Origin of the sequence: Ancylomarina salipaludis (assembly GCF_004122035.1) — a bacterium.
Lineage (GTDB): Bacteria > Bacteroidota > Bacteroidia > Bacteroidales > Marinifilaceae > Ancylomarina > Ancylomarina salipaludis.
In genome coordinates this window covers 172500-186574 of record NZ_SAXA01000005.1, presented here as the reverse complement: position 1 = coordinate 186574, position 14075 = coordinate 172500, and the positions used below count along the sequence as shown (strand labels likewise).

The 14075-nt window shown below is 36.8% G+C and carries 11 protein-coding genes; 4 read left to right on the top strand and 7 right to left on the bottom strand.

Going from position 1 to position 14075, the window contains the following annotated elements; genetic code table 11:
- Nucleotides 1-66 precede the first annotated feature (66 nt).
- From EO244_RS07445 to EO244_RS07425, 5 genes are all read right to left on the bottom strand, one after another.
- The gene (locus EO244_RS07445) at nucleotides 67-579 is read right to left on the bottom strand and encodes a ferritin (protein WP_129254029.1); all 513 of its coding nucleotides are present in this window, start codon (nucleotides 577-579) and stop codon (nucleotides 67-69) included.
- Nucleotides 580-735: 156 nt separating this feature from the next.
- Nucleotides 736-2340 (bottom strand): fumarate hydratase, encoded by a 1605-nt coding sequence (locus EO244_RS07440; protein WP_129254028.1) that lies wholly within the window; start codon nucleotides 2338-2340, stop codon nucleotides 736-738.
- Between the two features lie 168 nt (nucleotides 2341-2508).
- Entirely contained in the window at nucleotides 2509-2886 is a 378-nt protein-coding gene (locus EO244_RS07435) for a S41 family peptidase (protein WP_129254027.1), read from the bottom strand.
- An 80-nt stretch (nucleotides 2887-2966) separates the two neighbouring features.
- Nucleotides 2967-5276 (bottom strand): bifunctional glutamate--cysteine ligase GshA/glutathione synthetase GshB, encoded by a 2310-nt coding sequence (gene gshAB / locus EO244_RS07430; RefSeq protein ID WP_129254026.1) that lies wholly within the window; start codon nucleotides 5274-5276, stop codon nucleotides 2967-2969.
- A gap of 135 nt (nucleotides 5277-5411) precedes the next feature.
- Nucleotides 5412-6800, bottom strand: a complete 1389-nt coding sequence (locus EO244_RS07425; protein ID WP_129254025.1) for an MATE family efflux transporter — start codon at nucleotides 6798-6800, stop codon at nucleotides 5412-5414.
- A 324-nt stretch (nucleotides 6801-7124) separates the two neighbouring features.
- Here EO244_RS07425 and EO244_RS07420 point away from each other — a divergent pair, with 324 nt between their 5' ends.
- Nucleotides 7125-9053, top strand: coding sequence for a RecQ family ATP-dependent DNA helicase (locus tag EO244_RS07420; RefSeq protein WP_129254024.1), 1929 nt, complete (start codon nucleotides 7125-7127; stop codon nucleotides 9051-9053).
- A 20-nt stretch (nucleotides 9054-9073) separates the two neighbouring features.
- On the opposite strand, the gene EO244_RS07415 is transcribed toward EO244_RS07420, so the two are convergent.
- The gene (locus EO244_RS07415; protein WP_164977440.1) at nucleotides 9074-9778 is read right to left on the bottom strand and encodes a LytR/AlgR family response regulator transcription factor; all 705 of its coding nucleotides are present in this window, start codon (nucleotides 9776-9778) and stop codon (nucleotides 9074-9076) included.
- 9 nt (nucleotides 9779-9787) lie between these two features.
- Nucleotides 9788-10861 carry a sensor histidine kinase gene (locus EO244_RS07410; RefSeq protein ID WP_129254022.1) on the bottom strand — a complete coding sequence of 358 codons (1074 nt, stop codon included), beginning with the start codon at nucleotides 10859-10861 and terminating at the stop codon, nucleotides 9788-9790.
- Nucleotides 10862-11192: 331 nt separating this feature from the next.
- On the opposite strand from EO244_RS07410, the gene EO244_RS07405 reads away from it, so the two are divergent.
- From EO244_RS07405 to EO244_RS07395, 3 genes are all read left to right on the top strand, one after another.
- Complete coding sequence (locus tag EO244_RS07405; RefSeq protein WP_129254021.1) at nucleotides 11193-11564, top strand: hypothetical protein; 372 nt, start codon at nucleotides 11193-11195, stop codon at nucleotides 11562-11564.
- Between the two features lie 188 nt (nucleotides 11565-11752).
- Complete coding sequence (locus tag EO244_RS07400; RefSeq protein ID WP_129254020.1) at nucleotides 11753-13066, top strand: MFS transporter; 1314 nt, start codon at nucleotides 11753-11755, stop codon at nucleotides 13064-13066.
- 433 nt (nucleotides 13067-13499) lie between these two features.
- Entirely contained in the window at nucleotides 13500-14072 is a 573-nt protein-coding gene (locus tag EO244_RS07395; RefSeq protein ID WP_129254019.1) for a hypothetical protein, read from the top strand.
- The last annotated feature ends 3 nt before the right edge of the window (nucleotides 14073-14075 follow it).

The following is a 14075-nucleotide window of genomic DNA, read 5'->3' as shown; positions in this document are numbered from 1 at the left end:
TCTTAATTCAAAAAAGAAGCCTGCCAGAATTAACTGACAGGCTTTACTATAAAATTAAAAATTCGATTAAGCTTTTGTTGCATCAACAAAAACTCTTGTTTTGAATTCTTTATCCATCATATACAGACCTTGTCCCTGACAGTTAAACATTTTCAATTGATCAATGATTTCAGAAACTGTTGCTTCTTCCTCAACCTGCTCATCAACGAACCATTGTAAGAAATTAACCGTTGCGTGATCTCTTGCATCCATAGCAACATTCACACATTCGTTAATCAAACCAGTTACTGTTTCTTCATGCTTTAGTGTTTCTTCATAAATATTTAAAACACCATCCCACTCTGCAGGTACTTCAGCAATAGGCTCAAGAATAACTCGCCCACCTCTTTCATTTACAAAATATTGCATCTTAAGTGCATGAGAAATCTCTTCTTGAAACTGTACATGCATCCAATTAGCAAAACCTGGCAGACCATTAGCATTCAGATAATTCGACATAGACATATAGAAATAAGCCGACCAAAATTCCTTATTGATCTGATTATTTAAGATCGCTTCTACTTTCTTATTAAGAGCCATATTGTTATTTTTAAATGTTTTGTTTTGTTTTTCTGAATCAAAAATAAGGCTAATTTATGATTTAGGAATAATCATTATTGAATTAAATTCGAATATTTATTGACAAATTCATCAACTCAAACAAACCCATAGTCATACCCTATCTCTCAGAAAGGATTAAAGGTTTGCAAAAAAGTCATTCCCTTTATCATCAACAATAATAAATGCAGGGAAATTTTCAACACGAATTTTACGAACTGCTTCCATTCCAAGTTCAGGAAAATCAATCACTTCAATCGATTTAATGCTATTTTTAGCCAATACTGCTGCTGGTCCACCAATCGATCCCAAATAAAATCCACCATTGCTATGACAAGCATCAGTTACTGCTTTCGAACGGTTTCCTTTTGCCACCATCACCATAGAACCGCCTACTTTTTGGAATACATCTACATATGAATCCATACGGCCTGCAGTGGTTGGTCCGAAACTACCTGAAGGCATTCCCTTAGGTGTTTTTGCTGGTCCTGCATAGTACACAGGGTGGTTTTTAAAGTATTCAGGCATCTCTTTACCTTCGTCAAGCATTTGCTTGATTTGTGCATGTGCAATATCACGAGCTACAATCAAAGTTCCATTTAAGCTCAAGCGAGTTTTAATTGGGTATTTAGATAATTCCTTACGGATATCTTCCATAGGCTGATCCAAATTAATCTCAACAGCATCCTTTAAGTGTGGCGCCTCTTTTGGTAAATATTTGATCGGTTCTTTTTCCAATTGTTCAAGGAAAATACCATCTTCATTAATTTTTGCTTTGATATTTCTATCAGCTGAACAGCTCACTCCCAATCCAACAGGACAAGACGCAGCATGACGAGGTAAACGAATGACTTTCACATCGTGAACGAAATATTTGCCTCCAAATTGAGCCCCAATCTCACTCTTGCGACAAATCTCAACAACTTTTTTCTCCCATTCCAAATCGCGGAAAGCCTGACCGCCTTCATTACCTTCGTTTGGCAAGTGATCGAAATAGCCGGTTGATGCCTTTTTCACTGTTGCTAAATTCGCCTCAGCTGACGTTCCACCAATAACTAATGCTAAATGATATGGAGGGCAAGCTGAAGTTCCCAAATCCTTAATCTTTTCGGTGATGAACTTTGTCAAGTTCTCTTCATTCAACAAAGCTTTTGTTTGCTGGTACAAAAAGGTTTTATTTCCTGAGCCACCTCCCTTTGTTAGGAATAGAAACTCATATGCATTGCCTTGGTTGGCATAAATATCAATTTGTGCTGGCAAGTTATTTCCCGTATTTTTCTCTTCGAACATACTGAATGGCACAACCTGAGAATAACGAAGATTACGCTCCTGGTAGGTTTCATATACCCCTTTTGATAAATGCATGGCATCATCGGCTCCCGTATAAACATCCTCGCCTTTTTTAGCAACTACAATAGCTGTTCCTGTATCCTGACAAGTTGGTAATTCACCTTCAGCAGCAACAACTTGATTCAACAACATGGTGTGAGCAACGAATCTATCATTATCAGAAGCTTCCGGATCTTCAAGAATTGTTTTTAATTTCTCCAAATGCGCCGGACGTAAATAAAAAGAAACATCAGCGAAAGCTTGCTTCGAAAGCATTTCAAGTCCCTTAGGATCTACTTTTAGAATTTTTCTTCCATCAACATCAATAGTTGACACATAATCTTTAGTCAATAATCGATAATTGGTTGTATCCTTAGTAATAGGAAATGGTTTTTGGTAGTTAAAATCGGACATTTTTATTGCTTTAAAATTTGAATAGTCTTATCTAAATAGCTACAAAATGAATCGTAATTCCATGTGTAGGCTCACAAATTTAATGAATAATCTAGATAGAGTCGATTTTTAGAATGGGTATTCTACAACATTTGGTTTTATAACATATTTCTTCGAGAGAAAAGATAATCAGGGTCCACACACCCAAGCAATTGCTGCCTTAAGAGTTGAAAAGGGTTTAGCTCTTAATTTGGGAGTAATCGAATTTGCAATAGTTACAAGGACGACTTGCATTGGTAATATCGTAATTGCAGCCAGCTTATATTTGTAAAATTCCGGATTTGTTTTAAAATAACTCGAAACCTTTTTAAAAACAGAGGGATTAATTTCAAACTTTACGTTTCGCAAATCTGTGATAATCCCCTGTGTATTATTCGCAAGCATTTTCTTATCCTTAATTTCATCAAAGGAGGCAATGACATCATCTATACTCGCATCTTCAGAAAATTCCCGAAGAAGAATATCCCCATTTAAAACATCCAAAAATGAATACTTAACCTTTGGCATTTGTTTATACTTTTACACGTTTAAACAAAATAATCATAAAAGTCAATTGTACCAAACGTTAAGATAAGAAAGCTCAATTATCAGTACCCCAAAGCATCCAAAACCTTCTCATTTAAATATCGATTCTTGCCAATATAGGGGTAGCAATGGATATGAATGGCAGGATTAAAATTCATTTCGATGATTGCATAATTCTCCTCTGTAGCTTCGGCCTTTACATCCAGAATCATCATATCCAAACCTGTAATTTCAACATCTAAAGCCTTGGTTGCTTTCACAGCAATATCTTTATACGACTGATGAATATCATCTGTAAAATCGATACTATCGCCCCCCGTACTAATGTTCGAGTTCTCTCGTAAATAAACAATCTCGTCCTGTTGGGGAACAGAATCAAAAGTTAAATTCTGATCAGTTAAAAACATAGCCTCAGCTTCTCCTAAACTGATTTTTTCAAGCGGTGTCACATAACCTTTTCCTCTGAGGGGGTCCTGATTCTTCAGTTCAACCAACTCGCGTATAGATTTCTGTCCATCCCCTTTCACATTGGCCGGAACACGATGCAGAATACCCACAACCTTGTCACCCATTACAAAAAATCGAAACTCTCTTCCGGGAACAAAGTCTTCAATCAAAATACTGTTATCATGTTCAAAGGCAATTTCAACAGCTCGCTGATAAACCCTCTCCTTATTATTTTCCTTCAGTATGCTAATGCCAAGTCCGAAATTGGTGGACTTTGGTTTTATTACGATAGCCCGATCCTCGAAAAGCTCAAAATCGGAAAGCGCTTTTTCCTTTGACAAATAATTCATTCCACCCGGCACACTAATTCCCGATTCTTTAAGTATGGTCTTGGTGACCAACTTGTTTTCCATCATAAGCACCGAACTGTAATTATCCAGGGATGTACGAGTTGCCTGCATCACATACTCAACCTTATCACCCTGCTTAAGACGTACAAAATTTTCGTTCTGATCCAGAATCTCAAATTCAACACCTCGCCGCAATGCTGCTTTTAAAAGAAGTTGGGTTGATAGCTCTAAATTTTCAAACCCATGAAACCGAAAACTGCTTAGTTCTGTATCAGCCTGATATTTCCTTGCCATATTCATATGAAATGCGATAAAGCCTTCCCTCTGAATATCCTCTCTAATTTTCAGCGATGTTCTTTGAAGAGAACCATTCAATAAATTCTCACAATAGCTCATTGCTGAAATGTAAGCCTCAGTTTTTGATAGTTGAGAAGCCTTCATAAAATTCTGCATCTCATTATATATCTCACGACCAAAATCCTGAACAGAAATATCGTTGCCTTCAAAAGAGTGTAATTTCAAATCCGTTTTCAAACCATAGCAGGCGACAAGATCCTGATTATTGGCTGCAATTACCTGTTGTTTTTCATCATATACTTCGGGTTCACAGCGGAATAAACAATGCAATAAAAACAAGTGAACCAAATACAAGCTATCTTTCGATATTCCCACTTTCTCGTATGGATTTAAATCCAATAAGCGAACCTCAACATGTGATATTTCTTTATTGGCATCGAACTTAAGCCTTATGGGTAAATAAAGCTCCTCATCCCCAACCAGTCGTCCTTCAGCAACTAAATCCGAAATTGATTTTCTAAGCCCGTCCAAACTATTGAAATCAACAAAATATTCCTCTTCATTTCTATAACCTCCCGAGCTGGTACGAATCGATACAGCGTTACCACAAGTCACTTGCTTTCTCTCTCCTGTCTTTAATGACTTCATCTTAAAAGAAGGATCAGACACCGGGCTTGAGCCTAAAAGCCAAACCAAAAACCAACGATATCGCATAAAATTGCGAAGCATTTTCAAATACAAAGCCTCTCTGAACGATTCGGCATCACCATCAGGACAGCAAATTTTCACAAGCTTTCTGAGCAGACGATCTGACAAAGAGAAATTATAATGAATACCTGTCAGCATCTGTCTTTCACGACCATAACGCTTAGCCAGAACCTCCCGATATTTTTCCTTGCTAATGCCCTGATCGCCAAATTGTGCGATGGGAATAAGTTCCTCATCAGGCAACAAAGGAGGTAGTGATTGTGGCCATAAAAGTTCGTATCCAATATTCTGAGAAACAACATCATGTAAAGTTTCCAAAAAACCATGTACCTCTTCAATACTGTCCAAAGGGGGCGTAATCATCTCAACTTGAGATTCAGAAAAATCCGTCGTGATATAAGGATGTTTGAACTTATCACCCAAAATATTCGGATGTGGGGTTGTCGCCATACGTCCGTTTTTATCCACACGTACATTTTCTTTTTCAATGCCAAACTTGCCATCACAAATACTGCTACGAATACTTTTGTTTTCTAACAGTTCAAACAGGTTTTTATGAATTGTTTTCATAGAATTATCATATCTTTTTTTTAGCCTCCTATTGTTGAAGGAGGTGGTAGCTAAGGCCTAGTTTAAAGTCTATTCACTACACCTAATTGATCGAATACTTTTGTTTATTTCTATTGTCTTGCTTTTAGTTAAAAGCTAAGTGTCAGTGATCGCTTTACCGAATTTAAAAACTTTTTCAAATTGTAAATTATTCTTTCTAAAATAAGCTTTTAAAATGAAAAACAGGATCACCCCTTTTAAAATACTTGTTCCACTAATGCTCCACCAAACTCCGTTTAAACTGAGAAACGTAAAAAAGCCCAACAGATAAGCACCAGGCACGCGCAAACTCGTCAAAATCACACTCAATATGGCTGGAACATACGTTTTGCCAACACCATGAAAAACAGCTGCAGCAATCATCTCCATACACATAAACAACTGTGAAAGGGATAAGATCAACAGATAGTCTTTCCCCATTGCTATACTCTCTTTTTCGGGGACAAATATGGAAAATAAGGTTTCCGGAATCAGCACAAACATAAGGGTTGTCACCACCCCTACCGAAAAAGCAATCTGCCAGGCAGCTTTAAACACCTTAGGTATTTCTCCCATATTTTTTGCACCATAATGCTTGCCTACAGTAATTGTTACCGCTTGCATAATCCCCCCCACAATCATAAAAGTAAAGGCCTCTATCTGAACACCAATTTTCTGAACAGCTATGGCCGTGGGTCCCCATTCAGCTATAATACGGCCCATTACAATATAAATGAGAGTAAATGAAATTCGCTGAAATGCAGCGGGAAATCCAACGATAAGAAACGATTTGATTTTATCGAAATGTGGCAAATAACCTTTAAACCTGATCGAAGAACAACGCTTTAGTGCAAAAATAAAATACAAGAGAGAAATACTACGCCCAATAATGGTAGCATAGGCCGCCCCATCGACCCCCAAATCCAACACAAAAATAAAAATAGGATCTAGTAATATATTTAGTGAGGTTCCAACAAAACTTGCCTTTAACGAGGTTTTAGTCTTACCATGAGCATTAAAAACTGAGATAAACAAAAGATTCATGAAATTCAGAACCGCTCCCCAGGCAGCAATACTCATATAAGAAGTAGCCATCTCATTAACATGGGCATCCTTCATGTGAAAAAAGGCTATGAATTCGTCAGGCCACATCAATAAAACTGATGTAAAAATTGCTGAAAGCAAGCTCACTCCCCAGAGTCCTGCTATGGTATAACGACTTGCGCCATCATGATCTTCAGCTCCCAAAGAATGGGAAATTTTAACATTAACACCCACGGTAATGACTGAAGCCAAAGCCCAGCCCAAATTAATGAAAAAACCTGCCGTTCCAACTGCCGCAACGGCACCACTCCCCAATTCTCCAACCCAAATCATGTCGGTAAGGTTATAGGCCGTATGTAAAAGATGTGCTCCAATTATGGGTAGAGCCAAAATCAACAGATCTTTACCCACCTTAGAAAGAGACAATTGCCTCTGAATATTCTTTATTAATCTATATATCATTCTTAGCTTGCCTCTCTTCAATCCAGGATCAGTTATGAAATCACGCTTTTGCGCATATTCTTACAAAAGTATCTAATGCGATTTGATTGGCAAAATTCAAATAAGTTTTAACAAATTATTAATTAAGCCTATTCAAAATATAAAATTCCAAGTTTCTAATTTAATCAGAATTTCCTCACTAAACGACAAGGAAGCCAAGCTGACTTCATGAGATGATCATTTTTTGAGATTTCGGACGAATCCTTAATTTTAGTCTTTCTATTTTATTAATTTCGTTGTTCAATAATCAACGAACTTCCGGAATAAAAAAACAAACTCAAGATTATGATACATCAACTTCTTAAACAGCAATTTGGTTTTCAATCATTTGGCAAAGGCCAGGAAGAAGTGATTACTAAAATTACCCAAAGAGAATCCGCAATAGCCATTTTCCCTACGGGATCCGGAAAATCATTGTGTTATCAGCTACCTGCACTTACACTTCCAAATTTAACTCTAGTTGTTTCTCCCCTTTTGGCTTTAATCCAGGATCAGTTGGATTTTCTGCAATCGAAAAACATTTCCGCCGTTCGTATCGACTCCAGCCTTTCCAGAGAAGAAGAAGTTGAAGTAATGAAAGGAATCAAAGAAAAAAAGCATAAAATTTTAATGATATCCGTTGAGCGCTTTAAGAACGAGCGCTTTCGCCGCTTCCTAAAAGAGATTCCGATTTCCCTGCTTGTGGTGGACGAAGCCCATTGTATTTCGGAATGGGGGCACAACTTTCGCCCCGATTATTTGAAACTTCCTGCCTATCAAAAAGAATTTAATATAGAGCAATGCCTTCTATTAACCGCAACCGCTACACCCAAAGTTATTGAGGATATGTGTTGCAAATTTGATATATCAAAAGAGAATGTCAGCATCACAGGATTTTACCGTTCTAACCTGAATCTGCAGGTTGTTCCCGTCAAACAGTCTGAGAAAAACCGGGTTTTAGCTCATACCCTTTCAAACAAAAAAGGGGAAGCCAGTATTATTTATGTGACGCTGCAAAAAACAGCAGAAGATGTGGCTAATTTTCTGAGTTCAACTGGTATAGCAGCCACAGCCTATCATGCCGGTTTAAAAAACGAATTGAGAGAAGAGATCCAAACTCGTTTTATGAAAGGTGAAATCAATTGTGTTGTAGCAACCATTGCTTTTGGAATGGGAATTGATAAAAGTGATATCCGTAATGTGATTCATTACGATCTTCCCAAATCCATAGAAAATTACTCTCAGGAAATCGGACGTGCCGGACGTGACAATCAGGCAGCCAATTGTTTGGTTTTAGCCAATCGGGATAATGTTAACATTCTGGAGAATTTTGTTTACGGCGACACGCCTGAATACGAAGGCATCAAAAAACTACTTGAAATTATTAAGAATGCAGGTGAACTCTGGGATGTCAGGTTGATGAATCTTCCTGCTCTTTGCAACATCCGAATGTTACCTATTAAAACCTTACTGGTTTATCTTGAAATAATGGGTATTCTTAAACCTCTAAACGCCTACTTTGCATCGTATCGCTTTGCTTTGAATATTGATGAACAAAGCATTATCAACAAATTCAAAGGTGAACGAAAAGAGTTCATTCAGGAAATTTTCAATACGTGCAATAAAGCAAGAAAATGGTGGACGGTTGACTTTGATAACATCAAGCAAAACCCCAAACTCGATCGACAGCGAATTATTGCGGCTCTCGAATATTTCAGCGAACAGGGCTGGTTAATTTTGGAAGCTTCACAAATGGCCGATGTTTTCTCCATTAAAAATTCAAGTTTCGATACAGAGAAACTAGCCAAAGAACTCTTTGAAAAATTTAAATTGAAAGAAAATGCTGAAATCAAGCGTATCGAAAGCATGATTGCCTTATTTGAATCAGAAACCTGTTTGAGTACAAAATTAGCCGCTTATTTTGGTGAAACATTAGCAATAAAAGAATGTGGGCATTGCTCGGTTTGTTCATCGGGAGGCGTAAAAGTAGCCCAAAGCGATCAACTCCCTGATTTAAAAAGCTACCAATTTGAAGATCTAACTCAAAAACTCCGAAATACCTTAAAAGGAAGTGTCAGTGCTGAACTTATTACCAAATTTCTATGTGGAATTTACACGCCTAAATTTAGTACAATTAAAGCCAAACAAATGTCAGGCTTTGCCCAATTGGAACGCTATCGCTATCAGGAGGTAATGAACTGGGTCGTGGCAAATCAAAAAATTGGAGACGTTTAAATATCTGATTGATATTTTACTTACAAGTTCATTTTCTCTTTCAAGCTATTGCGATACGATCGTCCCACGGGCAAGTCTTTTCCATTTAAATAAACGGTATTGCCAGAAATGGATTCAATTTTGGCTAAAGGCACGATAAACTGACGATGAATACGAATAAACCTATCAGATGGCAGCAATTCAATAATATGAGAAAGTGTTTCCCGACTGACTAATTTCTTCCCCTCATACCGACAAATGACATAATCTCCAAAACTTTGAAAAAAATCAAGCTTAGTCAAATCTAAGCGTACAATTTTCTTATCAACTTTTAAATTGAGAACCTCTTCTTTCAAAGGCAAACCAGGGATTTGTTCTCCTGTTGGCTTTTGCCTGTCGTAATATCGGTTAATGGCACGAGCCATTCGTTCTAACGAAATGGGTTTCACAAGATAGTCGACCACATCCAAATCGAAAGCTTCAACCGCATAATTGCGATAAGCCGTTGTAAAGATAAGCGCAGGCGGCGTTTTTAATGATTTTAAAAATTGCAAGCCATTAATCTGGGGCATTTCAATATCTGAAAAAATTAAATCAACCTGATGTTCCCTCAGAAAACTCATTGCTGGTGAAGCAGATTGAAACCGCCCCACAATCTCCATATCGGGAAAACTTGTCAAATGCCTTTCGATGATACGAATGGCAATAGGTTCATCATCGAGCAACAGACATCTTATTTTTTGCATACCAATCATTTAAATTAACTTCAATCTCAATTCCACATCAAAACACCCGTCATCCTGTTTAATGGTTAATTGATGTCTTTCCGGATAGATTAATTCGAGACGTTTACGAAGATTTTCCAAACCAATTCCCCCATTGCCTTTTGATATTCTGTCAAGCTGAATAGGATTCTTAATATTGAAATAAAAATCATCTTCTAAATGAAGATTCATTGTAATTTTACTTGCAACATCATCTTTTCTATCGGTATGCTTAAAAGCGTTCTCAACCAAAGGTAAAAGCAGCAAAGGAGCAATCATATCACTCGCGTGCCTGCCTGCTTCAATATTGATATCCAGACAAATTCCTTTGCCAAAACGCCCCTTTTGAATTGCCGAATAATTTTCAATCAACTCAATTTCTTTATTAATTGGAACAAATTCAGCACTACACCCATAAAGCGTGTAATCCAATATCTCAGAAAGATGCATAATCATTTGAGGTGTCTCTTCTGACTTTTCAAGACTCAAACCATAAATACTGTTTAAAGAATTAAACAAAAAATGCGGATTAACCTGAGCCTTAAGCAAACTCAGCTCAGCCTCTTTTAAACGCAAGTCAGTCTCTACCTTTATCTTATTCTGCTGTTCTCTTAAGCGTTGTTCTTTTAAACTTCTTTGCAACTGACGATAGGCAACTCCAACCAAAATCACAAAATATAAGCCAACAAGAGAAAAACGCACATCCAGGGTTGCAGGATCAATTCCTTCCAAAGAATAGTTCCAGACTAAAACATAAAGACCAGCAATAATCAAGGTTTCGATACTAAGCGACAAACACAGCAGATAGAATAAATACAACCAAAAACGAAAATAACGTTTGGTTAGCAAATATTTAGGAATCAAGAAATCGTTAAGAAAACGCGTACTCACATAGGCAAGTGGCACAAAACACAAACAAAAAATAAATGCATTGTAATAATCCTGATTATACAGACCGAAAAATACACTGATAAAAACAAAAGCCATAAACCAAGTCAACAGAGACAAAGCTATTCTTCTCCAATTTACCAGATTCCTATTAAGCAAGTTTAATATCTTCAACATAGTAGATACGAAAATAGATATTTTTATTTGATGCAAAAACCATTTATTTATGATATACGACAAATGACCTTAATTTCAAGTTTAATGACAATTTATTCTCAAAACCCGTCCTTTTCTCTACACTTGACCAAAATACTGATCCCTTAAAATCAACAACATGCAAACAAACACCATCAATCAATGAGAATTTTCCAAACTATGAATAAACACTTTAACCCTTTCCGCTTGTCATTCATCGTCATTTACAAACAGATAAACGCAATAAATTTGAAAAGAAAACAACAAGCAATAGGTTTGATTCGTATTTTTGTTTAACCTAAACTTTTAAAACATGTTTGATTTTTTCTTTCAGGGAGGTGTCCAATTCATGACATTTATAATGCTTGCAGGACTGACTGCCATCGTATGGTCATTATTAACTTTAATCAGGTTTCTTAAAGTTGGTTTTATAACCAAACGTCATCTGGATGCCATTCTATTCCTAGGGAGCCTAAGTTTTGCTATCGGTCTTCTTGGTCAAGGCATGGGACTTTCTCAAGCGCTTAGTGTCATTCAATCTATGCCTAATATTTCGCCTGCACTTGTAGCTGGCGGCATAAGAATTAGCATGATTCCACCTATAACAGGTGCCATATTATTCTCAATCGCTGGAATTTTCTGGTTCATTCTACGCTACATGAATGTTAAAAAACAAGAAGCTTAATGAATTAAAGGAACCAATAACAACCTACTAATTTGCCACAATTTCAAATTTGAGATTGTGGCATTTTTATGAAAGCCTTCAATTCAACATAATTCAGCTAACCCTTAATTCTTTTTGCTTTCCGACCTTTTCCCGACATAAATTTCTTCTTTCAGCGAATTTGGCTTCCTTTGTGAAAATTTTAATTTATGCCAATAAAACGTCATCCTAACTTACCTTTTGCGCCATCCAAATTCCCAATCTTTTACGGATGGATGGCCATGATTGCTGCCACAATAGGAATCATTTGTTCAATCCCTGGTCAAACCATTGGAGTATCTGTTTTTACAGATTATTTAATAGATGCCCTGCAACTTTCACGCGATGCTCTGAGTTCAGCTTATCTGATTGGTACGGCTATGAGTTCGTTATTCCTGACAAAGGCCGGAAAAGTATACGATAAGTTTGGGGCTCGATTCACAGCTATTTTAGCGGCTTGCACCTTAGCTTTCACACTCTTGTTATTCTCCATAAGCGATCAAATGAGTGGAAGCATCTCTTCGATGACTAATATCTCATTCTCCACCATTAGTTTTGTTTTGGTTTCTGCTCTATTTTTCATGCTTCGATTCTCCGGACAAGGCGTATTAACATTAGCCTCTCGAAACATGCTGATGAAATGGTTCAACAAAAGGCGTGGATTGGCCAATAGCATCTCCTCAGGCATTCAATCTTTCGGATTTGCAGTGGCTCCTCTTTTTGTCGCAAGCATTATCCATAGCACCAATTGGAGTGCAGCCTACCTGATTATGGCAGCCATTATTGTTGCCTTTATCATTTTTGCTTATATTTTCTTTAGAGATAATCCTGAAGAATGTGGGCTTATTCCAGATGGAAAAGTAATTGAAGAGAAAAAGAAAAAAGCCTTTAAGGATAGCAACAAACAGTTCACGCTAAAAGAAGCAAAGAAGACACCAATCTTTTGGGTATATGCACTAGCAATCGCTTTTAGCGCCTTTTTTATTACAGGCTTTACTTTCAATGTGGTTTCCATATTCGAGATATCAGGTTACAGCGAACAGAAAGCGTTAAGTATTTTCATTCCAGCTTCGCTAATTTCTATCGTCGCTGCACTGGCAGGAAATGTGATTAGCGACTATATGCCACTTAAGCGTATTCTAATTATTTACCTTATTGGATGCATGCTTTCTTGCATAGGATTATCTTGTCTTTCACACTGGAGTGGTTACTACATTCTGATTCTTGGCAATGGTCTTATGGGAGGTCTTTTCTCTGTGCTGGCTTCGATTACATGGCCTCGTTTTTTCGGACAAGATCACTTGGGAGCCATTAGTGGATTAGCTATGTCGCTTATGGTATTTGGTTCAGCCATAGCGCCTCTGTTCTTCTCCAGAATATTTACCTTAACAGGCAGCTACCAACTTGCGGGTATTGCAGGTGGTGTTTTAGTCATTATCCTACTTTTGTTCTCTTTAAAACTAAATAACCCCCAGGAAGATTAAATCTTAAGAATAAAAGGACGAAGGTTTAAAATAATATTCAGCCCAATCTCAAATTAGTGAGATTGGGCTTTTACTATATTCTTAAACCTAACAGAGTCGATTCCGATTGTTCGGAAGTGGCGTTAATTCGATTCTATAAACGCTGTCAGAACTGTCTCCGACAGTCTCTAACAGGTTTTATTATCATCCCTTTCATGCTTAACAAACACTTACAAAACTTCATGCTTTTAGCTTACATATAAATGATGGATTATAGTTACATTTATAATCGAAGGTGTTATTTAGACTATTACATATACTTTGAACAAAAGATCTGTAGTAAAACCTTAAAGCTCTCTCGACACAATCATTACGGATAAGAATAATTTATAATAAACAACAGATAAGTGGAATAAGATGCATTGTCACTTACACACTTGTTAGGCATAAGCTTATGAAAGACATTTGGAAAAATGATAAAGAATTTAAGGAAGCTATTGGAGCATATATAATAGCATTTTCAGAATTAGAATTTGGACTCGCATCATTATGCACGGCTACAGAATTTGATTTAAGACTCAAAAGCAAATATTTAATGAAGTATACGGGTTTTTCATTTGATAAAAAAATGAAACACCTGAGCGAATTTATTACAGAACATCTAATAGAACTTAAACCAACTTGGGATATCATAAAAAATGAGATTGGACAATTAAACCGTGAAAGGCGCTTTTTCGCTCATGGTTTTATGAGTTATTCTTTACCGCGTGAAACTGTTACAACGCATATTAAAGAATATGGGAAAATTGTCACAAAGAACCAAACTCTAAAAGAAATCAAATCTTTAACAAATAGATTACAACATGTCAAGACAGGTAAAGATGGAGTTAATGGAGAATTTCACACTGAATTTATGAAATTACGAATTAACAAATGGAATGAGCTAGTAAATGATAATGCAAAAATTATTTATAGAGTAAATAGTAAAATCGTATCAGACTGGAAAGGAAAAACCAATGCCCAATAAAAA

Bases quoted from the DNA above. Each gene is read 5' to 3' on its own strand.
- EO244_RS07445 (WP_129254029.1), bottom strand. From the start codon at position 579: ATGGCTCTTAATAAGAAAGTAGAAGCGATCTTAAATAATCAGATCAAT.
- EO244_RS07440 (WP_129254028.1), bottom strand. From the start codon at position 2,340: ATGTCCGATTTTAACTACCAAAAACCATTTCCTATTACTAAGGATACA.
- EO244_RS07435 (WP_129254027.1), bottom strand. From the start codon at position 2,886: ATGCCAAAGGTTAAGTATTCATTTTTGGATGTTTTAAATGGGGATATT.
- gshAB (WP_129254026.1), bottom strand. From the start codon at position 5,276: ATGAAAACAATTCATAAAAACCTGTTTGAACTGTTAGAAAACAAAAGT.
- EO244_RS07425 (WP_129254025.1), bottom strand. From the start codon at position 6,800: ATGATATATAGATTAATAAAGAATATTCAGAGGCAATTGTCTCTTTCT.
- EO244_RS07420 (WP_129254024.1), top strand. From the start codon at position 7,125: ATGATACATCAACTTCTTAAACAGCAATTTGGTTTTCAATCATTTGGC.
- EO244_RS07415 (WP_164977440.1), bottom strand. From the start codon at position 9,778: ATGCAAAAAATAAGATGTCTGTTGCTCGATGATGAACCTATTGCCATT.
- EO244_RS07410 (WP_129254022.1), bottom strand. From the start codon at position 10,861: ATGTTGAAGATATTAAACTTGCTTAATAGGAATCTGGTAAATTGGAGA.
- EO244_RS07405 (WP_129254021.1), top strand. From the start codon at position 11,193: ATGTTTGATTTTTTCTTTCAGGGAGGTGTCCAATTCATGACATTTATA.
- EO244_RS07400 (WP_129254020.1), top strand. From the start codon at position 11,753: ATGCCAATAAAACGTCATCCTAACTTACCTTTTGCGCCATCCAAATTC.
- EO244_RS07395 (WP_129254019.1), top strand. From the start codon at position 13,500: ATGAAAGACATTTGGAAAAATGATAAAGAATTTAAGGAAGCTATTGGA.